The organism is Solilutibacter pythonis (assembly GCF_003697345.1).
GTDB lineage: Bacteria > Pseudomonadota > Gammaproteobacteria > Xanthomonadales > Xanthomonadaceae > Solilutibacter > Solilutibacter pythonis.
This window is the reverse complement of record NZ_RFLY01000022.1, coordinates 14887-36677: the sequence shown is the minus strand read 5'-3', so window position 1 is coordinate 36677 and position 21791 is coordinate 14887. Positions and strand designations below refer to the sequence as shown.

At 68.2% G+C, this 21791-nt stretch carries 14 protein-coding genes; 11 read left to right on the top strand and 3 right to left on the bottom strand.

The features are described 5' to 3' along the window. Positions 1–38: 38 nt before the first annotated feature. The 4 genes from EBB59_RS12340 to plsB all read left to right on the top strand — a co-directional run bounded on the left by EBB59_RS12340 (position 39) and on the right by plsB (position 7071). A complete protein-coding gene (locus tag EBB59_RS12340; RefSeq protein ID WP_122102456.1) occupies positions 39–2015 on the top strand; it encodes a UvrD-helicase domain-containing protein in 1977 nt (658 codons plus the stop codon). A 60-nt stretch (positions 2016–2075) separates the two neighbouring features. Then, a complete protein-coding gene (locus tag EBB59_RS12335; RefSeq protein WP_122102455.1) occupies positions 2076–2984 on the top strand; it encodes a 5'-nucleotidase, lipoprotein e(P4) family in 909 nt (302 codons plus the stop codon). A 218-nt stretch (positions 2985–3202) separates the two neighbouring features. Continuing rightward, entirely contained in the window at positions 3203–4126 is a 924-nt protein-coding gene (locus tag EBB59_RS12330) for a hypothetical protein (RefSeq protein WP_158601804.1), read from the top strand. 8 nt (positions 4127–4134) lie between these two features. Beyond that, positions 4135–7071, top strand: a complete 2937-nt coding sequence (gene plsB / locus EBB59_RS12325) for a glycerol-3-phosphate 1-O-acyltransferase PlsB (RefSeq protein ID WP_211327747.1) — start codon at positions 4135–4137, stop codon at positions 7069–7071. Between the two features lie 823 nt (positions 7072–7894). Here the strand turns inward: plsB and EBB59_RS12320 are convergent. Then, positions 7895–8101, bottom strand: a complete 207-nt coding sequence (locus EBB59_RS12320) for a YdcH family protein (protein WP_122102453.1) — start codon at positions 8099–8101, stop codon at positions 7895–7897. 66 nt (positions 8102–8167) lie between these two features. On the opposite strand from EBB59_RS12320, the gene ttcA reads away from it, so the two are divergent. The 3 genes from ttcA (at position 8168) to EBB59_RS12305 (ending at position 10992) form a co-directional block, all read left to right on the top strand. Continuing rightward, a complete protein-coding gene (gene ttcA, locus EBB59_RS12315) occupies positions 8168–9097 on the top strand; it encodes a tRNA 2-thiocytidine(32) synthetase TtcA (RefSeq protein WP_122102452.1) in 930 nt (309 codons plus the stop codon). Between the two features lie 150 nt (positions 9098–9247). Next, complete coding sequence (locus tag EBB59_RS12310) at positions 9248–10159, top strand: recombination-associated protein RdgC (RefSeq protein WP_122102451.1); 912 nt, start codon at positions 9248–9250, stop codon at positions 10157–10159. A 47-nt stretch (positions 10160–10206) separates the two neighbouring features. Further along, positions 10207–10992, top strand: coding sequence for a M48 family metallopeptidase (locus tag EBB59_RS12305; protein WP_122102450.1), 786 nt, complete (start codon positions 10207–10209; stop codon positions 10990–10992). A 504-nt stretch (positions 10993–11496) separates the two neighbouring features. Here EBB59_RS12305 and EBB59_RS12300 read toward each other — a convergent pair. Further along, positions 11497–14934, bottom strand: coding sequence for a hybrid sensor histidine kinase/response regulator (locus tag EBB59_RS12300; protein WP_122102449.1), 3438 nt, complete (start codon positions 14932–14934; stop codon positions 11497–11499). Between the two features lie 120 nt (positions 14935–15054). Here EBB59_RS12300 and EBB59_RS12295 point away from each other — a divergent pair, with 120 nt between their 5' ends. After that, the gene (locus EBB59_RS12295; RefSeq protein ID WP_158601803.1) at positions 15055–16878 is read left to right on the top strand and encodes a DUF294 nucleotidyltransferase-like domain-containing protein; all 1824 of its coding nucleotides are present in this window, start codon (positions 15055–15057) and stop codon (positions 16876–16878) included. Continuing rightward, a complete protein-coding gene (locus tag EBB59_RS12290) occupies positions 16875–17504 on the top strand; it encodes an exonuclease domain-containing protein (protein ID WP_122102447.1) in 630 nt (209 codons plus the stop codon). The genes EBB59_RS12295 and EBB59_RS12290 overlap by 4 nt, the downstream gene beginning before the upstream one ends. A 3-nt stretch (positions 17505–17507) precedes the next feature. Here EBB59_RS12290 and EBB59_RS12285 read toward each other — a convergent pair whose 3' ends face one another. Further along, a complete protein-coding gene (locus EBB59_RS12285) occupies positions 17508–18854 on the bottom strand; it encodes an FAD/NAD(P)-binding protein (protein ID WP_122102464.1) in 1347 nt (448 codons plus the stop codon). A gap of 337 nt (positions 18855–19191) precedes the next feature. Between EBB59_RS12285 and EBB59_RS12280 the strand changes: the two genes are divergently transcribed. Together EBB59_RS12280 and EBB59_RS12275 are read left to right on the top strand one after the other, a co-directional pair. Next, positions 19192–20073 (top strand): hypothetical protein, encoded by an 882-nt coding sequence (locus EBB59_RS12280; RefSeq protein WP_122102446.1) that lies wholly within the window; start codon positions 19192–19194, stop codon positions 20071–20073. Next, entirely contained in the window at positions 20073–21755 is a 1683-nt protein-coding gene (locus EBB59_RS12275) for an XVIPCD domain-containing protein (protein ID WP_122102445.1), read from the top strand. The genes EBB59_RS12280 and EBB59_RS12275 overlap by 1 nt, the downstream gene beginning before the upstream one ends. Positions 21756–21791 lie beyond the last annotated feature (36 nt).

Sequence of the window (21791 nt, the reverse complement as noted above, 5' to 3'; positions counted from 1 at the left end):
GAGCGACACCACAATGGCCCGCCGTCTTGCGAGCGCCCATGCACGGCCTCAACCCCCCGCAGCGGCAAGCCGTCCTGCATACCGAAGGCCCGTTGCTGGTGCTGGCCGGCGCCGGCAGCGGCAAGACGCGGGTGATCGTGGAGAAGATCGCGTACCTGATCGGCAGCCAGCGTTATCCGGCGCGGCGCATCGCCGCGATCACCTTCACCAACAAGTCGGCCAAGGAGATGCGCGAGCGCGTCGGCAAGCGCCTGAAAGGCGATGCGACGGACGGGCTGACCATCTGCACCTTCCACGCCCTGGGCTTGAGGATCGTGCAGATCGAATGCGCCAGGCTCGGCCTGAAACGCGGCTTTTCGGTGTTCGATGCCGATGACGCGCTGGGGTTGGTGAAGGACCTGATGCCCGGTGCCAAGCCCGATGCCGTGCAGGCTTCGCTTGGCTTGATTTCCCGGGCGAAGAACGCCGGACTCTCGCCCGATGAAGCGCTGACCGCCGCGCGCTCCACCCGCGAACTGGAGGCTGCGCAGCTCTACGCCCGCTACCAGTCGCGGCTGGAGAGTTTCAACGCGGTGGATTTCGACGACCTGATCCGCCTTCCGGTGCAACTGCTCGAAGCCGACGCCGACGCCCGCGATGCCTGGCGTGAGCGCATCGGCTATCTGCTGGTGGACGAATGCCAGGACACCAACGATGCGCAATACCGGCTGCTGAAGGCGCTGGCCGGCGAGGCGGGGCAGTTCACCTGCGTGGGCGACGACGACCAATCCATCTACGCCTGGCGCGGGGCCAATCCCGAAAACCTGATGCAGATGGGCCAGGACTACCCCGCGCTCGGCATCGTCAAGCTGGAACAGAACTACCGCTGCTCCAACCGCGTCCTGCGCACCGCCAACCATCTCATCGCCCACAATCCCCACGCGCACCTGAAGACGCTGTGGAGCGACTCCGCCGATGGCGAGCGCATCCGCGTCTGGGAGTGCCGCGACAGCGAACACGAGGCCGAGAAGATCGCCGCCGAGATCGATTTCATCGCCAAATCGCGCGCCGCGCCGTGGAGCGATTTCTGCCTCCTGTTCCGCGGCAACCACCAATCGCGAGTGCTGGAGAAGGCGCTGCAACTCCTTCGCATCCCTTATCACCTGTCCGGCGGCACCGCGTTTCTCGAACGCGCCGAGGTGAAGGATGCGCTTTCGTGGCTGCGTCTGCTGGTCAACCCGGAGGACGACGCGGCCTTCTTGCGCGCGGTGCAAAACCCCAAGCGCGAGGTCGGCCAAACCACGTTGGCGAAACTCTCCGAACTGGCGCGCGAAGCGCATCTGCCGCTCTCGCGCGCAGCCGAATCGGTGGGCTTGCTCAAGCAGTTGCCGCCGCGCGCGGCCAATGCGCTGCATGGCTTCACCGATGTCGTTCATGCCCTGCGCCGCCAAGCGCGGGAACACAGCGCCGCCGATCTGGTGCGCGATCTGGCCGTGCGTTCCGGCCTCGATGCCGCGCTGAAGGCGCAATGCAAGACCGAGCAGCTCTACCAGATCCGTCGCGGCAACCTGGAGGAACTGGCGCAGTGGTTCGAAGGCGCGAAAGGTTCAGGCGTCGGCGATCTGGCCGCGCAACTGGCCCTGGTATCGCGCAGCGACAAGGACGATGCCGGCAATCAAGTCCGGCTGATGAGCCTGCACGCCTCGAAGGGGCTGGAGTTTCGCTACGTCTTCATCGTCGGCATGGAGGACGGCAACCTGCCGCACGAAGCCAGCCTGGACGAAGGCCGGCTGGAAGAGGAGCGCCGCCTGCTCTATGTCGGCATCACCCGCGCCAAGGAGCAGCTCTGGCTCTCGCATTCGCTGCGCGCGACGCGCTGGGGCAGCGTGGTGAAACTTTCACCATCGCGTTTCTTCGAGGAACTGCCGGCCGGCGAATTGCAGCGTGACGGCGCCGACCCGGTGGCCGATGCCGTGCGCAAACAAGCGCGCGGGCGCGCCGAGCTTGCTGGCATCGCCGCCCTGTTCGACAAGTGAGGCGGGCGCTTGCCGGGCGGAGCCGCTAGACTTCGGCGCCTTTCCCGCCCAGGCCCGATCATGTCCCCGATCCTCAAGACCAGCGTGCTTGCCGCCGCATTGATGTTGGCCGCCTGCAAGCAGACCGCGCCGGAAACGACAAAGCCGGTCGCCGGCGACGAAGCGAAAGCCGTCAACCCCGCCCGGCCCGCCCCCGCCAGCGCCGACGACAACCTGAACGCCGTGGTCTGGATGCAGCGTTCGGCCGAATACGCCGCCGTCACCGAAACCCTCTACCGCGCCGCCGCCGCTCGACTGGATGCCGCGTTGAAATCCGACGAGGACGCGCTGGCGCCCGAGGAGCGCGGCAACGCCAGCCGGGGACTGCCGCCGGCGATCATCATGGACGTGGACGAAACCGTGCTCGACAACTCGCCCTACCAGGCGCGGCTGGTGGTCGGTGGAGGCGAGTTCGACGACCTCGGCTGGGACCAGTGGGTGGCGGAAAAGAAAGCCCGGCCGGTGCCGGGCGTGGTCGCTTTCGCCCAGGCCGCCGCAGCCAAGGGCATCACCGTGCTCTACGTCTCCAACCGCGCGACCCACCTGAAGGCCGCGACCCTCGCCAATCTCAAGGCGGAAGGCTTGCCGGTGAAGAACGACGAAGTCTTCCTCGGCCTCGGCACCTTCGTGCCGGATTGCGAGCAGATCGGCAGTGAAAAGCGCTGCCGCCGCAAACTGGCCGGGCAGAAGTACCGCGTGCTGATGCAGTTCGGCGACCAGTTGGGCGATTTCGTGCAGATTCTCACCAACACGCCGGAAGGGCGCGCCGAGTTGTCGGCCAGGCATGCCGACTGGTGGGGCCGGCGTTGGTTCATGCTGCCCAACCCGAGCTACGGCAGTTGGGAACCGGCCCTGTTCAACAACGAATGGAAGCAGCCGCGGGAAGCCCGCCGCGCCGCCAAACGTAGCGCGCTTCTTCAGGGAAAGTGAATAAAATCAATTTGTTATATTGTATTTATTCAAGCATTGCATAAAGTTGTAGTGGCGGTTAATCTGCTTTCGCCACAACACGTCCTCCGGCGTTGCCGGATTTGCAGAGGAGACTTCGGTCTCCTTTTTTTTGCCCGATCCATGACTTCTGTCCTTGCCGAGCACCTCCCGGCGCGGCCAAGATGGACCTTCCCTGGGGCTTTCAGACCGCTTTCACCATGCAGACGCGATTCCGCCGCGGCTGGCAGGACGCCGCGCTCATGATCCTGGCCGGCATCCTGGCGGCCTGCTCGCCATCCCCCACGCCGGCCGCCGGCGACCTGCGCGCGCCCGTGCAAGCGGGCGCGGCGACGCCCGACGCGGCGGTCGGCGAACTGATCGAGCACCTGCGCTACAACGATCTGGCGGCGATCCCGAGGATCGGCCTGCCGCCGGCGCTGCATGACGAGGTGGCGGCCGCCTGGCGGCGGGGCGAGAGCCGCTGGCCGCTGACCGAATTGCCGCTGGACGACAACCTGCCCAAGCTGCTTGCCGCGCTGACCCGGCCCCAGGCCGAACGCCAGCTCCATGCCGTCTTCCGCGGCCAGATCTCCGGGCAGACTCCCGCCTTGCAGGAGGCCGCGCGCGGTTTGGGCGTGTTCGGCAAGGAATACCTGGGGCGCGAGGGCCGCTACAACACCCGGCAGCGCCAGCATTACACCCAGTTGATCGACGCGCTGGCGAGCTGGGCGAGCCAGGCGCCGCTGGGCGAGCCCGAGCGCGGCCGCCAGGGCGTCGCCCTGCTGGTGAAGGGAGCCGAGCGCAGCGGTATCACCGGCGACGCGGACTTCAGCCGGCTCGGCATGGAAGCCAGCCTGAAGGCGCTGGTGCCGCTCTACATCGCCAGCAAGCAGTTCCTCGGCCTGTACGGGCTGGGCGTGGATGCCACGCTGGCCGGCGTGGAGGTGGAGACGGTCGAGACCGAGGGCGACCGCGCCGAGGTGCGGGTGCGCTACGAACTGGCCGGCCGCGAGGTGCGCACGGTGATGGACGCGGTGCGGATCGACGGCCGCTGGTACCTGACCGATTACGTGGAGGCCGCGCGCGCCTCGCTGGCGCCGGCGGCGGCCCTTTCGGAAGCGGTCACTCCGACTGGGCGATAATGCCGCCGATGTCGAACCAGACCCCTTTGCCGTTTCCCGAGCCGGACAAGCCCGCCGACGCCACCGCGCGGAAGGCCGATGCGCCATGCCGGGAGGATGCCGATACCGCCCCCGCCGCCACGCCGGCTCCGCCCGCGCCGGATGCGTCACCACCCGCCACGCTCGATCGCCCGGCCGAAGTCGCATCGCCGTCCGCGCCGGTCGCCCCGCCGTCCGCGCCCGCGCCGGATGCGTCACCACCCACCACGCTCGATCACCCGGCCGAAGTCGCATCGCCGTCCGCGCCCGCTGCCGCGCCGGCCGCCCCGCCGGCCCCGCCCGCGTCGGATGCGTCATCGCTCGCCGCGCCGCGCCAGGCCGGTTTCGACATCGCCGCCGAGGCCCCGGCCGCCGCGCCGTTGCCGCCGGACAACCTGCGCCCGGGCCGGCCGCGCACGCCGCTGATCGTCTCGCGGCCGCTCTGGGCCAAATGGCTCGGCAAACTGCTGGAACCGTGGATCAGCCTGAAGATCGAACCCGACAATCCCGGCCAGCATGCCGACGACCGGCCGATCTGTTACGTGCTGGAGGATTACGGTCTCAGCAACGCACTGATCCTCGACCGCGCCTGCCAGGAAGCCGGTCTGCCTTCGCCGCTCACCCCATTGCCCGGCGACCCGCTGGGCCGCAAGCGCGCCTACGTCGCGCTCTCGCGCCGCCACGCCAATGCGCTGGGCCTGGCCCCCGGCGCCGAGCAAAAGACCCATTCCGGCTCGCTGGCCCGCCTGTTGCGGGCGCACCGCGTCGATCCCACGCTCGATGTGCAACTGGTGCCGGTGTCGATCTTCGTCGGCCGGGCGCCGGACAAGGCCAGCGGCTGGTTCTCGGTGCTGTTCTCGGAGAACTGGACCCTGGTCGGCCGCTTTCGCCGCCTGCTGGCCATTCTGCTGAACGGCCGGGGGACGTTGGTGCGTTTCTCGCCGCCGGTGGCGCTGCGCGGGATCGTCGACGAAGGGTTGCCGCCCGAGCGCACGGTGCGCAAGCTCTCGCGCGTACTGCGCACCCACTTCCGCCGCATCCGCTCGGCGGTGATCGGGCCGGATCTTTCCACCCGCCGCTTGCTGATCGACCGCGTGCTGGCCGCCGAGCCGGTCAAGCAGGCGATCGCCGACCAGGCCCGCCGCGACGGTGGCAAGCCTCAGGAGGCATGGAAGAAAGCCCACGCCTACGCCTGGGAAATCGCCGCCGACTATTCGCACCCGGTGGTGCGCTCGCTCAGCTTCATCCTGAAGCCGGTCTGGAACCGGATCTATCGCGGCGTGCTGGTGCACCATCTCGACAAGCTGAAGGAAGCCGCGCCGGGCCACGAAGTGGTCTACGTGCCCAGCCACCGCAGCCACATGGACTACCTGTTGCTGTCGTACATGCTGTACGCGCGCGGCATCGTGCCGCCGCACATCTTCGCCGGCATCAACCTCAACCTGCCGGTGATCGGCACCATCCTGCGCAAGGGCGGGGCGTTCTTCGCCCGCCGTAGTTTCCGCGGCAACATGCTCTACACCGCCGTGTTCCGCGAATACATGGCGCTGCTGGTTTCCGGCGGTTATTCCATCGAATACTTCATCGAAGGCGGGCGCTCGCGCACCGGCCGGCTGTTGCAGCCCAAGGGCGGCACCCTGGCGATGACCGTGCGCGCCTACCTGCGCCAGCCGAGCCGCCCGGTGCTGTTCCAGCCGATCTACATCGGCTACGAGAAGCTGATGGAAGGCAACAGCTATCTCGACGAGCTGTCGGGCAAGCCAAAGAAAAAGGAATCGATCTGGCGGCTGCTCACCGGCATCCCCAAGGTGCTCGGCAGCAATTACGGCCAGGTGGTGGTGAACTTCGGCGAACCCATCGAGCTTTCCGCCACGCTCGCGCGACAGGCGGGCGCGTGGGATGGCCGGCCGGTGAGCGAGGACGAAAAGCCGGAATGGCTCTCGGACACGGTCAACGCGCTGGCCCAGCACATCCAGGTCAACATCAACCGCGCCGCCGACGTCAATCCGATCAACCTGCTGGCGCTGGCGCTCCTGTCCACGCCGAAGAACGCGATGGGCGAGGCCGACCTGCTGGCGCAGATCGCGCTGTCGAAGACGCTGCTGGCCGAGGTGCCGTATTCCGGTCGCGTCACCGTCACCCCGCACACGCCCGAGCAGATCGTCGCCCACGGCGAGGAGATCAGCGTGCTCACCCGGATCAAGCATCCGCTCGGCGACGTGCTCGATGTCGACGACGACAAGGCGGTGCTGCTGACCTACTTCCGCAACAACGTGCTGCACTTGTTCACCGCCTCGGCGTGGATCGCGGTCTGCTTCCTGCACAACCGGCGGATGTCGCTCGCCACGCTGATGCGCCTGGGCGAGAACGTCTACCCCTTCCTGGAGGCCGAACTGTTCCTGCCGTGGACGGCGGCGGAGTTCGCCGAGCGCATCCGCCTCACCAGCGAAGTGTTCGTGCGCGAGGGGCTGCTGGAGCGCGTCAACGACGACGAGGGCGGCATCCTCGCCCGCAATGCCGGGCAGAGCGACGAGGTGTTCCGTTTGCGTGGCCTGGGTCATCCGTTGCAGCAGGCGTTCGAGCGCTATTACATCGCCATCTCGGTGTTGGCCAAGAACGGCCCCGGCACACTCACCGCGGCCGAGCTTGAAAGCCTGTGCCAGCTGGCGGCGCAGCGGCTGTCGCTGCTGTACGCGCAGACCGCACCGGAGTTCTTCGATAAATCGCTGTTCCGTGTGTTCATCCAGAAGCTGCGCGAGATGCGCCTGGTCTGGGCCGACGGCAATGCCCGTCTGGTCTACGACGAGCGCCTCAACCAGTGGGCGCGCGATGCCAAGGTGATCCTGGGCCGCGAATTGCGCCACAGCATCGAGAAGGTGAGCCCGGAGGCGGCGAAAGGCGAGGGCGTGGCGGAAACCGCCGGCTGAGGTACCGCGCGCCGCGAGGGCGTGAGGTGGCTATAACCGGTCCACTGGTATTGGCGTCTGGTTTCAATGCCCGCGCCCGCGGGCGTGGGAATTGAAACGGCTTGGCCGACAAGGCGGATGCCGCGATCGAGACCACCCCTCCCAGGTGCATGAATTGAAACAAGCAAGAACGGGGTGACATGCGTTCCACCGCAGTTGCCTGGTCACGCCTTCACGGGCATGGGAATTGAAACGTGTCCCACCATGCGCGCCTCGGACCGTGGTCTGGCGCCACGCCCTCTCGGGCGTGTGAATTGAAACCATCTGCGCTTCGCCCAGGGTTCGCTGCACCTCGTCACGTCCTTGCGGGCGCGGGCATTGAAACAAACGAACGCCGATGGATATCCGAGTATTCACGCAGTCACGCCCTCGCGGGCGTGGGAATTGAAACGACGAAGGTGATGACGCACAAGAAACGCCGGCGGTGGTCACGCCCTCGCGGGCGTGGTGGGAATTGAAACAGCACGACCTCTTCCAGCTCCGGCGGCACGATCAGGCCACGCCCTCGCGAGGGCGTGACCGACACTGCCAGTCAAGCAATTAATGCCGTGGCACGTGTCAATTTCCGCGCCCGCGAGGGCGTGATATGTGGTGGGCAAGGCGGCCATCCTGCGCCGCTTGTTTCAATTCCCACGCCGCGGGGGCGCGACTTCCCCCGTGGTTCTTGGGCCAACACCGACTTCTGTTTCAATTCCCACGCCCGCGAGGGCGTGACATCCGATCTGCGTGATGTCTGGCGAGTTGGAGCAGCTTCAATTCCCACGCCCGTCCGGCGGGTAGCGTGTCAGGCCGGCTGGTCCGGGATCAGAGCGCTTTCCAGCCGGGCGATCCAGTCCTTCAGTTGCAGCTTGCGCTTCTTCATCCGCTTGAGCACCAGTTCGTCGGCGTGGATGTTGGCCTGCAACCGGATGATCGCCGAGTCGAGGGCGCGGTGTTCCTGGCGCAACTTGGCCAGGCGGTGGGTGACTTCGGTAGGCGCGCGCTCGTGCATGGCGCGAGCTTAGCGCGGCCCGGCGGCAGCGGCCAGACGAGGCGCGCGGGGTAAAATGCCCGGCTCATGAACGCCATTCCGCTCACCTTGCTCGAAGCCGCCGCGCCCGCCGCGCCCGCCGTGGCCGGCGCCGCGCCCGCGAAGCAGGCCAAGCGCGAGGCCGACAAGCTGGCCAAGCGCCTGCGTCACCAGGTGGGCCGCGCCATCGCCGATTTCGGCATGATCGAGGACGGCGACAAGGTGATGGTCTGCCTCTCCGGCGGCAAGGACAGCTACACGATGCTGGACGTGCTGCTGCAACTGCGGAAGAAGGCGCCGGTCTCGTTCTCCATCACCGCCGTCAACCTCGACCAGAAGCAGCCGGGCTTTCCCGCGCACGTGCTGCCGGATTACCTCAAATCGATCGGCGTCGATTACCGCATCCTCGAACAGGACACCTATTCGGTCGTTTCGCGGGTCATCCCCGAGGGCAAGACGATGTGTTCGCTGTGCTCGCGGCTCAGGCGCGGCGCGCTCTACACCTATGCCGAGGAAAACGGTTTTACCCGGATCGCCCTCGGCCACCACCGCGACGATCTGGTCAACACTTTCTTCCTCAACCTGTTCTTCCACGCCAAGCTCAGCGGTATGCCGCCCAAGCTGCTCTCGGATGACGGCAGGCATGTGGTGATCCGCCCGCTGGCCTACGTGCGCGAGGCCGACATCGAGCGTTACGCGACGCTGAAGGATTTCCCGATCATCCCCTGCAACCTGTGCGGTAGCCAGGAAAACCTGCAACGCGCGCAGGTCAAGAAGATGCTGCAACAGTGGGAGAAGGAAAGCCCCGGCCGCGTCGAGACGATGGCGCGCGCGCTTGGCGACATCCGGCCCTCGCAGTTGTCCGATCCGACGCTGTTCGATTTCCTCGCCCTCGGCCGGCGCGGCGACGCGGCCGTGGCGGACGCGCATGCGTGGCTGGCGGGTAGCGAGACAGTGGCCGGCGACAGCGCATCATGACCTTGCGGAGGGAAGGTGGCCGGCGCGACACGCCGTGAACACGCCCAGGCGGGCCCGGCCGCGGCATCCATGCTATGAACCGTCGCGCCAGCCGCCTTTCCTCCGCGATTCGACCCTTTCCCGTCTCTTCAGATTCAAACGGAAACCCGCATGTTCTTTCGCAACCTCACCCTGTTCCGTTTCCCCACCGCGCTCAACCTCGATGCGTTGGAAAGCCACCTGCCCGAAGCCGCGCTGAAGCCGGTCGGGCCGATGGAGCTGTCCTCGCGCGGATTCGTCTCGCCGTTCGGCCGCCACGAGGGCGAGGAAGTCGCGCTGATGCACCGCATCGAGGACGCGATCTGGCTCACCGTCGGTGGCGAGGATAGACTGCTGCCGGGCGCGGTGGTCAACGACCTGCTGCAAAAGAAGATCGCCGAGTTCGAGGAGAAGAACGCGCGCCGGCCCGGCGGCAAGATGCGCCGGCAGATGAAGGACGACCTCGTCACCGAACTGCTGCCGCGCGCCTTCGTGCGCCCGAGTCGCACCGATGCGCTGATCGACCTGAGCGATGGCGTGCTGGTGGTCGACAGCGCCTCGCGTAAGACCGCCGAGGCCGTGGTTTCGCAAATCCGCGAGGCGCTGGGCAGCTTTCCGGCGCTGCCGGTCAATGCCGAGATCGCGCCGCGCGCGGTGATGACCGGCTGGATCGCCGGCGACGCCTTGCCCGAGGGACTCTCGCTCGGCGATGAATGCGAACTGCGCGATCCCGCCGATACCGGCGCGGTGGTGAAGATCCAGCGCATGGAACTGGCTGGCGAGGAAATCGAGACCCATCTACAGGCCGGCAAGCAGGTGACGCGGCTGGCGCTGAATCTGGACGACCACATCGGCTTCGTGCTGGGCGAAGATCTGGTGATCCGTAAGTTCAAGCTGCTCGATGGCGCGGTGGATCAACTGGAAAATACCGACAACGACGACCTTCGCGCCGAGCTCGATGCCCGCTTCGTGTTGATGGCGGGCGAGTTCAAGCGCCTGTTCGCGGTGCTGGCGCCGGCGTTGAAGATCAGCAAGGCCGAGTGACCGGCGCGGCCGCCCGCCACGCGGCAGTGGCGCGACGGTAGCCGCGCATGCTGCGCCTGTTCGTCCGCAAGCGGCGGGTCGTCGAGCGCCAGAATGTCGTGATGACGCTGGCGGACGGCCGCGAAATCGCGGTGGCGCTGCATCGCCACCCGCGCGCGCGGCGCATCAAGCTCTCGGTCGACGAACGCGGTGTACGCCTGACCCTGCCGCCACGCGCCAGTGAAGGCGCGGGCCTGGAATTCCTGCACGCGCAACGGGACTGGCTGGCCCGGCAACTGGCGGCGCTGGCGCAAGCGACCGCCTTCGATTTCCGCATCGGCGAAGCCGCCCGTCTCCCGTTGCGTGACGGGCAGGCGGCATTGCGTTGGCAACCGGCGCGGCTGACCCGGATCGTGCCGGAGCACGACGGCTTGCGCTTCGACGTGCGCGGTCTGGAGACGCTCGCGGGCGCGATGCCGACGCCTGCCGTCCGCCGCGCGCTGCGCGATTTCTTCGAGGCCGAGGCGCGCGCCGACATCGCCCGTTGGCTGCCGGAATATGCCGCCGGTCTGCCGCGGCCGCCCGCCCGCATCGTGCTGAAGCGCCCGTCTTCGCAATGGGGTTCGTTGAGCGTGGCCGGGGCGATGACGCTCGACCTGTCGCTGGTGATCGCCAGGCCCCAGGCGTTCGAATACGTGCTGGTGCATGAACTCTGCCACCTGCTTCACCACGATCATTCGCGCGCGTTCTGGCGCGAGGTGGCGTCGCGTTGCCCGGACTGGCGCGTGGCGCGCGATTACCTGCGCGCCGAAGGCCCGCGCCTGAAGGCGACGATGCGCACGCTGACGGGATGAAATCCAGCCGGGGATGATCCCGGCTGCGGGCTGCGGGCTGCGGGCTGCGGGTGACGGGCATCGGGCATCGGGCATCGGGCGTTGGGCGTTGGGCGTTGGGCGACGGCAACGGGCGATGGGCGATGGGTGACGGGTGACGGGCGACGGGCGATGGGCGATGGGCGTCGGCGCCAGGCCGCGCCACCGCGGGACGGCCACGATTTGGCGCGGGCCGCCCGTGTTATGGCGCGCCAGGGCGCCGGTGGTCCGGCATGGGTCTTCGGGCAGGTGGGGAGGGGGCGTATTCGTGCGTCCGCATATCTCCGGATCCGTGCATGCCGATGCGCGGGAAGAAGTGCATCGGCGCCAGACACGACGCACGGGCGAGCGGGCGCTTGGTGATTGAGGATCGCGGCAACGGCCAAGTCACACCCGGATAAGACGCGCGGGCGTGTGGGTGGCAGCCGGTCAGGCTATCGGTGATGTAGCCGACCAGATACGGCGCGCGGGTGCCGGGCCGGGTGGTCAATCGTGCCGCGCGGCCAGGAAGGCGCGCAGCGAGGCCGGCTTGACCGGCTTGGTCAGCACCACCACGCCGCGCATCCTGGCGGCCTCCTTCACTTCCGCGCTGCCGTCGCCGGTCAGGAGCGCGGCGGGCAGGCGGCGGCCGGCGGCCTCGCGCAGGGCGTCGATCAGTTGCAGGCCGTCCAGGCGGTCGTGCAGATGGAAATCCACCACCAGCACCTGTGGCGAAAAAACCGCCAGCGTCGCCAGCGCGCCTTCCACGTCGGAGGCGGTCCGCACTTCCACCTGCCAGCGTGAGAGCAGGGCGCGCATGCCGTCGAGGATGTCGGGATCGTTGTCGATCGAGAGTACGCGCAGGCCGGCCACGCCGCTGTCGGCGCGAATCGGGTTGGGGGCTTCGCCGGCCGCTACGGTGCCGTGGGCATGCGGTACCGAGATCGAGAATACGCTGCCGCGGCCGATCCGCGAATGCACCTGCAAGCGGTGATCCAGGGTGCGGGCGATGCGCTGGCAGATCGACAGGCCCAGGCCCAGCCCGCGTTCGCCCTGTCCGGGTTGGGCGAAGCGGCGGAATTCCTCGAATATCTGCCCGAGGTGATGCGCGTGGATGCCGGCGCCGGTGTCCCAGACTTGCAGTTCCACCGTCTTGCCGCGCCGTCGGGCGGCCAGCAATACGCCGCCGTTGCGGGTGTAGCGCATGGCGTTGGCGATGAAGTTCTGTAGCGCGCGGCGCAGCAGTCGGTGGTCGCTGCGCACCGCAAGCCCGGAGCTGGCATGCACGCGCAGGCCGAGTCCGCGCTTCTGCGCGATGGGGGCGTATTGCGCGGCCAGTTCGCGCAGCAGCTCGCCGGCATCGAGGGATTGGATGTCCGGTTTGAGTTCGTTGGCGTCCAGCCGGGAGATGTCGAGCAGGCCGTCGAGCAGGTCCTCGGCCGCGCGCAGCGAGGCATCGACGCGCTCGCCCAGCCGGCGTTGTTCGGCGGCGTCGTGGCTTTCGCGCAGCGCGCTGGTGAACAGCCGGGCCGCGTTCAGCGGTTGCAGCAGGTCGTGGCTGACCGCGGCCAGGAAGCGGGTCTTGGATTGCTGGGCGGATTCGGCCTCGCGGGTGCGCAGTTCGACCCGCTGCTCCAGCGTCTCGTTGGCTTCGCGCAGTGCTTGCTCGACCTGCTTGTAGGCGGTGATGTCGCTGAAGGTGGTGACGTAGCCGCCGCCGGGCAGCGGGCGGCCGCGCATTTCGATCACCTGGCCGCTGGCGCGCACGCGCTCGAATACGTGCGGGGTGCCGGCATTGAGATGGGTGATGCGCCGTTCGATGAAGGTATCGGCATCGCCTTCGCCCATCTCGCCGTGCTCGGCGTTCCAGCGGATCAGGTCGGCGATCGGGCGGCCGACGTAGAGTATCGAATCGGGGTAGCCGAACATTTCCTGGTACTGCCGGTTCCATGTGACCAGGCGCAGGTCGGCGTCGACCACGCTCACCGCCTGCGAGATGTTCTCGAGCGTGGTGGTCAGCATTTCGCGGTTGAAGCGCATGTCCTGCCCGGCCTGGTCGAGCAGGTTGACCACTTCGCCCAGCTCCATGCCGGAGCCGCGCAGCGCGCTGGTCAGTGTCAGGCGGGCGGAGTCGGCGCCGATGGCCGAGGCCAGCAGGCGCTCGGTGAACTGCATCAGGGCGCGGTCGGCGATGGCGTCGGGCTGCCACGGGCGGCGTTGGGCGTCGCGGTACTCGGCGAACGCGCGGCGCGCGGTGTGCTCGCCGACGATCCGTTCGGCCAGGGCCAACAGGTCGTTGCCGCGCAGGTTGCCGGCCCAGCCGCCGGCGGTCCGGGGTTCGCGCTGGCCGTAGGGGTCGAGGAAGGCGGTCGCCATGAGGTGTTCGCGCAGGCGCGGCCGCCAGCGCATCGACACCAGCAGGAACGCCAGGCCGTTGCCGAGCAGCGACCAGAACATGCCGTGGGTCAGCGCGTCCCAGCCGTGCATGCCGAACAGGGCTTCGGGCCGCAGCCAGCCGAGGCCGAACGGGCCTTCGGCCAGCCAGTCCCGCCAATCCAGCCAGCCCGCATGCACCAGCGAGGGTAGGAACAGGGTGTAGGTCCACAGCACGGCGCCGGTCAGGGTGCCGGCCAGCGCGCCGTCGCGGCTGGCGCCGCGCCAGTACAGCCCGCCGATCAGCGCCGGCGCGAATTGCGCCACCGCGGCGAACGTCAGCAGGCCGTATTCGGCCAGATTGCCGTGGCCGCGCACCGCGCGGTGGTAGGCGAAGGCGAACAGCGCCAGGGCGAGAATGGTGGCGCGGCGCACCCACAGCACCTGCCGGTCGATGGCGGTGCGCGCGGCGCTGCTGCCGCGCAGGCGCAACAGCACCGGCATCACCAGATCGTTGCTGACCATGGTCGCCAGCGCGATGCTGGCCATGATCACCATGCCGGTGGCGGCGGAAAAACCGCCGAGATAGGCCGCCAGCGTCAGCCAGTCCTGGCCGAAGTACATCGGTATGGCCAGCACGTAGCTGTCGGGCGAGACTTCGCCGCCGCCAAACAGCGCGCGGCCGGTCAGCGCCGGCGGCACCACCAATAGGGAGAAGAGCGCGAGGTAGGCGCCGAACAGCCAGCGCGCGGGGCGCAGGTGGCGCACGTCCTCGCACTCCACCACCGCGACGTGGAATTGCCGCGGCAGGCAGACGATGGCGAGAAAGGCCAGCACGGTCTGCGCCAGGATGCTGCCCGGCAGCGGTTGCGCCGCGACTTCGCGCGTGGCGGCGAGTATCCGCGCCGGCAGCGCGTCCTCGCCCGGCAGGTGCCAGAGCGCGAACAGGCCGATCGCGATGAAGGCCACCAGCTTCAGCAGCGACTCCATCGCCACCGCCAGCATCATGCCGCGGTGGTGCTCGGTGGCGTCGGTGCGGCGGGTGCCGAACAGGATGGCGAACAACGCCAGGGACAGCGCCACGTACAACGCCGGATCGGCCAGCACTTCGCCATCCTTCTCCGGCAGGCCGGTCAGCACGCCCACGCTCATCGCCACCGCTTTGTACTGGAGGCTGACGTAGGGCACCGCCGCCACCAGCGCCAGCAACGTCACCAGCGCGGCCAGGCCCGGCACACGGCCGTAGCGGGAGGAAAGAAAGTCGGCGATCGAGACGATGCGCTGTTCGTCGCTGGTCAGGATCAGCCGTTCGAGAATGCGCCAGCCGAAGATGAGCAGGAGGATGGGCCCGAGGTAGATCGGCAGGAAGCCCAGGCCGGTGCGCGCGGCGGTGCCGACCGCGCCGTAGAACGTCCACGACGAGCAGTACACCGCCAGCGCCAGCGCGTAGACCAGCGGCCGCAGGCGCGCGAAACGCGCCGGCGTCGAGTTGCGCTCGCCCCAGCTCGCCACCGCGAACAGCAAGCCGACGTAGGCGGCTGAAATCAGCAGCAGTGTCCAGCTTGAAATCATCCGTGGCCGGTATGGCGAAGGGGGAAGCGAGTGTAGCGCCGCGCCGGCATCGCCCAAAGTCGAAGGCCGAATGGTGGGGCGGCGATGCCAGAATGGGGCGATCCACCGCGAGTGATGACGATGGAACCCGTCCCCGGTCTCGACCTCTCACTGCCACCGTTCGACCTCCTGGACGAGGTCGGTCGCGCCCGTCTGGCGGCCAGCGTCGATCTGGCCTTCCACCGCGCCGGCGATCTGCTGATCGAGGGCGGCAGGCCCTCGCCGTGCGTGGTGGTGGTGATGAAGGGCCGCCTCTACGCCTTCGACACCGATGCCGCCGGCCACGAGCAGCGCTTCGGCGATTACGGCGCCGGCGACGTGTTCGGCGCCTGGGCGGTGATGGCCGGCCGCGCCCGCCACGGTTATCGCGCGGAAAGCGATTGCCTGCTGTTCGAAATTCCGGCTCGGGTGTTTCGCCAATTGGTGGAGGACTACCCGACCTTCCGCGCTTATTTCAACGAGGGCCTGTCCGCCAAGGGGCGGTTGGCGAACCGCAATCGCGGCCACGATTCCGAGCTGGCCGAGCTGATGGTCACGCGAGTCGGCGATGCCCATCCCGCGCCGGCCGAGCGCATCGTCGCGGCCGCCAGCATCCGCCAGGCTACCGCGCGGCTCAGGGAACGGCGCGTGGATTGCCTGCTGGTCGATGACGCCGCCTTCGATGCGCCCGGCATCGTCACCCGCACCGACTTGCTGGAGGCGGTGGCGTTGAAAGACGCCGCGCTCGATTCGCCGGTCGGCGCGCTGGCCAAGCGCCCGCTGATCTGCGTGCGCACCGGGGACGTGCTGTTCCAGGCGCTGATCGTCATGGCCGAGCGCCACATCGAGCGCGTGGCGGTGCGCGATGGCGAGGATTTCACCGGCACCCTCGGCATGGCCGAAGTGCTCTCGCATTACGCCAGCCATTCGCATCTCATCAGCTTGCGGCTGGCGCGCGCGGAAACGTTGGAAGAGATATCCGAAGCGGCGCGCGGCATGACCCGGCTGGTGCGCACGCTGCACGCGCAGGGCGCTCGTGTCGCTTACCTGATGGAACTGGTCAGCGCGCTCAACAGCCGGGTCATGCAGCGCATCTTCGAAATCGTGGTGCCGCGCCGGCATCACCCGCACCTATGCCTGCTGGCGCTGGGCAGCGAAGGCCGGCGCGAGCAATTGCTGAAGACCGACCAGGACAACGCGCTGGTGATCGAGGACGGCTACCTCTGGGACGGCCTGGATGCGGCGATGCGGGATTTCAGCGCGGCGCTGGGCGAAGTCGGCTATCCGCCCTGTCCCGGCGGGGTGATGGTGAACAACCCGCATTGGCGCCTGCGCCAGCATGACTGGCGGCGGCGCATCGACGACTGGCGCCTGCTGCACGCGCCCGAGGCCGCGCTTGAGCTCGCCATCGCGCTCGATTCGCGGGCCATCGCCGGCCAGCGCGCGTTGTACGCGCCGGTCGATGAAGCCCTGATGGCGCTTGGCGGCGATGAGCGCCTGCTGCATTCGCTCGCCGCCGCCGTGGTGCAATTCGAGACTCCGCTGAGTCTGCTCGGCCAGCTCAAAGGCGACGAACGCGGCACCGACATCAAGAAGGGCGGCATCTTCCCGGTGGTGCACGGCTTGCGCTGCCTGTCGCTGAAGCACGGCATCGGCGAGCGCAACAGCTTCGCGCGTTGCGCCGCACTGGTCGAAGCCGGGCGGCTGCCGGAGGAGATGGGGCGCGATCTGCCGCAGGCGTTGGCGGTGTTCCAACGCCTACGCCTGGACGCGCAACTGGACGCGCTCGATACCGGCAAAGCGACGGACGACTTCCTGCATGCCGAGCGCCTGCGCCGGCTCGACCGCGAATTGCTGCGCGACGCGCTGCGGGTGGTCAAGCGCTTCCGGCAACTGGTCAGGGCCGAGTTCCACCTCACCGAATGAGCGCGCCCGGCCCCCTGCAACGATGGTGGACGCGCCGCCGGCACGGCGAGGGCGAATGGGGCGCGCTGTTCGCGCCGCCGCCGCGCGAGGAATGGGTCAGCCTCGACCTGGAAACCACCGGCATGGACACGGCCAGCGATCACATCCTGAGCCTGGCCGCGGTGCCGGTCCGCGATGGCCGGGCGATGCTTTCGGAACGCTTCACCCGCCGCATCCGCCCCGACCGTGGCTTCGATATCGAATCGATCCGCCACCACCACATCACCCCGGAGGAAGCCGCCGCCGGCCTTCCGGTGACGCGGGCGGTGCGCGAATTCCTGCACTGGCTGGGGCCGCGCGCGCTGCTCGGCTATTACCTCGCCTTCGACCTGCGGATGCTGGCCCCGCACGTGCGCGCGATCACCGGCTTCGCTCTGCCCAACGCGCGGCATGATTTGGCCGACGAAGTGTTGGCGGCGCAGCGCCGCTGTCGTCCCGATGCGCCGCCCAACCTTGATTTCCGCTTCATCGCCGATACCCTCGGGGTGCCGGTGCTTGGCCGCCACAGTGCGCTGGGCGATGCGCTCACCGTGGCGGCATGCTGGCTGGCGTTGCGCGCCAAGGGCTGGCAGCCGCCCGTGGGTTGAGGCTCAGGGCGAGGCAAGCCAGCGTTCGGCCAGCGCCGCCGCGTCGATGCGCAGATCGGGAATGGCGGTGGATTCCCACAGGGTGCCGAGCCGCGGGCTGCCGATGGCGTGGAGACGCGGATGCGCGCGCCCCGCCGCATCGATCAGCGCGCCATCCTCATCGGTATCGAAGCCAAGCCCGTGCGGGCCGGGCCGGGCGAGACCGCTGGCGAGCAAGCCGCCCAGCAACGCGTCGTCGAAGCCCTCGGCGCGAGTCTCGATGCCGCTGGCGTTGACCAGCCAGGCCGTCGAAAGCCTTTGCCGCCCACCACCACGGAGGCGGAGATCGAGCGCCAGGCCGTCATCGCGCGTCGCCACGTCGGCGATGCGCGCCGCCCACACCCGCAACCGGCCATCGTCGATACGCGCTTGCAGGCGCGCCGCCACCACTGGCGCGATGCGGTGGCGATGCACGTCCCAATGGCGCGCCGCATGGCGCAGGAAGCGCCGCTGCCCCGCCGCGTCCAGCGACCGCCACAGCGGGCGCACGTGGTGGCGCAGCGCGTCCATCAGCGCCTGCCAGCCGATGCCCTGGCGCGCGGCTTCACGCGCGGCGGCGCGCAATGCGCCAAGGCGCTGGCGGAGCGACAACGCCTCCAATGCGTGGATGTCGATATCGAGCGTCTGCCTGCGCGGCGGGTGCGGCAAGGGCAACAGACCGTGGCGTGACACCACGCTTATCCGCCCGCGATGGCCGCGCGCATCCAGCGACAGCACCACGTCGACCATGCTGAGCCCGCTGCCGAGGATGGCGAGGTCGTCCTCCGCGCCGATGCGAGCGATCGCGGCTTCGTCCCAGGCCGCCAGCACCCGCGCCGGCTCGGCCGGGAACGGCAACATGCGCGGATGGTTGCCGGTGGCCAGCGCGACGCGGCCGGCGGCAAGGCGGCCGCCGTCGTCGAGCAGAATGTGGAAGCGACCGCTCTCCGGTTGGATGGCCGTGGCCGATGCGGCGAGGTGCGTCAGCTCGGCAGCGCTGGCCGCGCGCGCTTCGGCCAGACGCTGGCCGAGATAGGCGGCGTAATCGCGGCGCGGCATGAAGGCGGCCGCATCGGCCTTGCCGTCGCGCGTGGTCAGATAGTCGGTGAAATCGTCCGGCCGCGCGGCGAATGCGCTCATGTTGCCGGCCGGCACGTTCAGCAGATGCGCCGCATCGCCGGTGGCATAGGCCACGCCCTGTCCCGGCGTGCCCGGCTCGATCAGCGCGACGCGCTGGCCGGCGGCCGCGCGCGGCAGCAGCGCCAGCGCCAGCAGCACGCCGGTGGCGCCGCCGCCGATGATGGCGAAATCGAAATCGTGAAAAGTGTCCATGCCGCGCCGCATACGGTGAAGCCCGCATCCTAGCGCAGCGCCGATACGCGGGCTTGTGCGCGGGCTTGGGGCGCTGGCGGGCAATGTGATGCCATGCCACCGTCTTGAACTGGCCGTGTTTCCACCCTCGGCCCGGTTGGGTAGGCCGGCCGTGCTGAAGACAGGCCGCCACGCGACGGCCCGTGCGTGATCCACACCACCGGGCGGGTGGGGCGAGCGGATTTGACCTTGTTCGAGACCCGTGGCCTGATCCCGATGTCCCCCCATCCGCGCACCGGGTGCCCGCATGACGAGAAGCCCTCCCGCACGCCCGATATCGCCAGGCCGCCCCCGGGCTATGCCCGGCCTGCTCGCCTTGGCCTTGGCCGGCCTGTTCGGCGCCGCCTGCGCCGCTGAACCCGCCACCCCGCCGGCCGACAAGAAAACCGAGAGGAAGATCGACATGTCCACGCTGAAGGAACCCTTGGTCATCGGCCCCACGGTGGGTGACTACACTTATACCAACGCGCCAAAACTGGCCCGGCTCGGGCCGCATCGTTTCATGATCCCGGCCAACTACTTCACCGACCAGATCGGCCCGGATTTCCAGGGCAGCGTGAGTATGGAGCTCGTCTGGCCGAAACTGGAGCCACTCCCCCCCGGCCGGCGGCGCGAGATGAGTATGAACGAGTTCAACCGGCAGATTCGCGCGGGTTTCACCTATATCGACAGGCGGCCATTGCAGGAGGCGATGGACAGCGACGGCAGAAGTTTCTCGGACGACCCGATCCGACAGCAGAATCCCATGTCAAACATTTCCCACCGCACCCGTGGCGAGGACGTGCGGGGCCTGGAGCATTGGTACGTGAGCGAAGCGGACAAGGCGCGCTATCTCAAGCTGATCGAAGGGCAGCGCGACCGTTATGGTTGGCCCGATGGCCCTTGGGATATCGAAGACTGGTTCGTGCGCCGGGATGCGCAAGGGCATAACTTGACCTTCATCCGTTGCTCCCACCGGGAGATGCCGGATGGCTTGATCATCCAGGGCGATACGGTGATCGAGGACGACAACCCGCGCGTTGCCCAGTGCTCGCACAGCTTCGCGATACCGGAGTATGGTTTGTCCGTGGAAGTGGACTATCCACGGGTACTGATGCGTGACTGGGCACGGATCGAAGCACGCTACCGTGAACTGATGGCAAAGTTCCACATCGGCATTGATACGCAAGGGGAGCAATGATGAGTGGCCTGACCCGGCAAGACCTGAACATTCTTGAGCATTACGCCAAGGAAACGAAGAATCGCGAGCTTTACTGGAATTATCTTGCGCATCTGCCTGGCAACGATGGCTACGGCCTGTTGGCGTTGGGCGTGGTGCGCAACGACAACATGCCCGGCAAGGTCGCCAACGCTTATGCCCAGCAACACGGTGGCCGCACACTGACCGAACGCGAGTGGGAAGCCTTCGGCCAGCAACTGATCCAGGAGGATTACAAACGCCGTCAAATACAGTTCGAAAAGAACGACAATCCGCAAAGCGCACTCAACCTGCCGGTCTGGGACGTACAACGCGCCCACGACATCACCTTCGACCTTTACCGCCTCGACCCCAACGCCTGGACCCCGCGCCAACTACTCGAAGCCGCCCGTCGCCAGGACGGCGAGCGAGCCGCCGAGCGCATCTGGTCGAACATGCTGGACAACTCGGCATTGGGTCTGCACCGGGCCAATAGCACGCTGAGTGACATCCGCCGCTACCTGCCATGGGGCGAGGGCACACGCTATCTCGGCCATCTGGGCCTGGCCTCGGCGTTGGCCGCCAATGCCCGCGACGACGTCGACCCCGACACCATCGGCGCGAATAATTTCTACTATCGCTACGACGCCCGGGACGACACCTGGTCGGTGGTTTCGAACAATGGCGCGGGTGCGGCGCCGCTGTTCCAGGAGGTCAGCGATGCCAAGCAATTGGAGGCGTTGAACGACATCCGCCAACTCCGCCTCGAACGCCAGCAGAAGTCGAGTCAGTTCCACGCCGACGACCCGCACCGCCAGTTGTTGCCCAGCCCCAAGACCTTGGCGCAGGGCGAGCCGCCGCCGGACGCCCAGCCGCCGGATGCTCGGCAAGCTACCCAGCAAGCCGAATCCGCCCCCGCCCATCCGCCGCTGCCGCCCGGCTTCGCCCCGGCGCTGTGGCATGGCCCGGACATCCGCCAACCCGACCACCCCGGCCACGACGCCTACACCCACACCCTGAAAGCCGTGCGACGCATGGAGGCCGAACAAGGCATCGCCCCCGGCCCGCATACCGAATGGCTGGCCGCCCGCCTCGCCGCGGAAGCCGCCGAGCGCAGGCAGGGCATCACCCGGGTGGAGATGGACAAGGACGGCCGGATTCACGCCATCGAGCGCCACTACGCCGAGGACGAAGGCAGGCGCTTTGGCCTGCCCGCGGCCGAGGCCACATCGATCCCGGTGGAAACCTCGGGGGCGCGCTGGCTGGCGGCGAAGTCGGCACACTACGTCTCGACACAACCGCCGGCCGAACGTACCGAAACCCACGAATTCAGCTTGCGGATGCTGCCCCCCGACGATCGGGCGATGTTCAGCGCACTGCGCGGCCAAACGCCCGCCCACGTTGGCGACGCAGTGGTCGCGCAGGCGTTGCTGGAAGCCAAGCGAAGCGGCATCCACGATGCCGAGCGCGTGGCCGGTGTGACGATGCTGGGCGACCAATTACACGTGATCGGCACGACGCCGGGCCAACGCATCTGGCTGAACGTGACCGCCGAAGCGCCGCCGCTGCAAGAGAGCATCCAACAGACGCTGCAAGCCAACCAGCAACGCGAGGAGCAACTGGCGGCGCAGAACCAGCAGCAGGTGCAGCAACAGACGCAGGCCAGGGCGCTGTCGCTGGGTTGAGCCATCCAAGGCCCGAGGCGCTCGATGCCGTATCAG

Excerpts from the sequence above, each read along its gene's own strand:
- ttcA (WP_122102452.1), top strand. The coding sequence starts at position 8,168 with ATGAACGCCATTCCGCTCACCTTGCTCGAAGCCGCCGCGCCCGCCGCG.
- EBB59_RS12280 (WP_122102446.1), top strand. The coding sequence starts at position 19,192 with ATGCCCGGCCTGCTCGCCTTGGCCTTGGCCGGCCTGTTCGGCGCCGCC.
- EBB59_RS12310 (WP_122102451.1), top strand. The coding sequence starts at position 9,248 with ATGTTCTTTCGCAACCTCACCCTGTTCCGTTTCCCCACCGCGCTCAAC.
- EBB59_RS12335 (WP_122102455.1), top strand. The coding sequence starts at position 2,076 with ATGTCCCCGATCCTCAAGACCAGCGTGCTTGCCGCCGCATTGATGTTG.
- plsB (WP_211327747.1), top strand. The coding sequence starts at position 4,135 with ATGTCGAACCAGACCCCTTTGCCGTTTCCCGAGCCGGACAAGCCCGCC.
- EBB59_RS12330 (WP_158601804.1), top strand. The coding sequence starts at position 3,203 with ATGCAGACGCGATTCCGCCGCGGCTGGCAGGACGCCGCGCTCATGATC.
- EBB59_RS12275 (WP_122102445.1), top strand. The coding sequence starts at position 20,073 with ATGAGTGGCCTGACCCGGCAAGACCTGAACATTCTTGAGCATTACGCC.
- EBB59_RS12300 (WP_122102449.1), bottom strand. The coding sequence starts at position 14,934 with ATGATTTCAAGCTGGACACTGCTGCTGATTTCAGCCGCCTACGTCGGC.
- EBB59_RS12320 (WP_122102453.1), bottom strand. The coding sequence starts at position 8,101 with ATGCACGAGCGCGCGCCTACCGAAGTCACCCACCGCCTGGCCAAGTTG.
- EBB59_RS12290 (WP_122102447.1), top strand. The coding sequence starts at position 16,875 with ATGAGCGCGCCCGGCCCCCTGCAACGATGGTGGACGCGCCGCCGGCAC.
- EBB59_RS12295 (WP_158601803.1), top strand. The coding sequence starts at position 15,055 with ATGGAACCCGTCCCCGGTCTCGACCTCTCACTGCCACCGTTCGACCTC.
- EBB59_RS12285 (WP_122102464.1), bottom strand. The coding sequence starts at position 18,854 with ATGGACACTTTTCACGATTTCGATTTCGCCATCATCGGCGGCGGCGCC.
- EBB59_RS12305 (WP_122102450.1), top strand. The coding sequence starts at position 10,207 with ATGCTGCGCCTGTTCGTCCGCAAGCGGCGGGTCGTCGAGCGCCAGAAT.
- EBB59_RS12340 (WP_122102456.1), top strand. The coding sequence starts at position 39 with ATGCACGGCCTCAACCCCCCGCAGCGGCAAGCCGTCCTGCATACCGAA.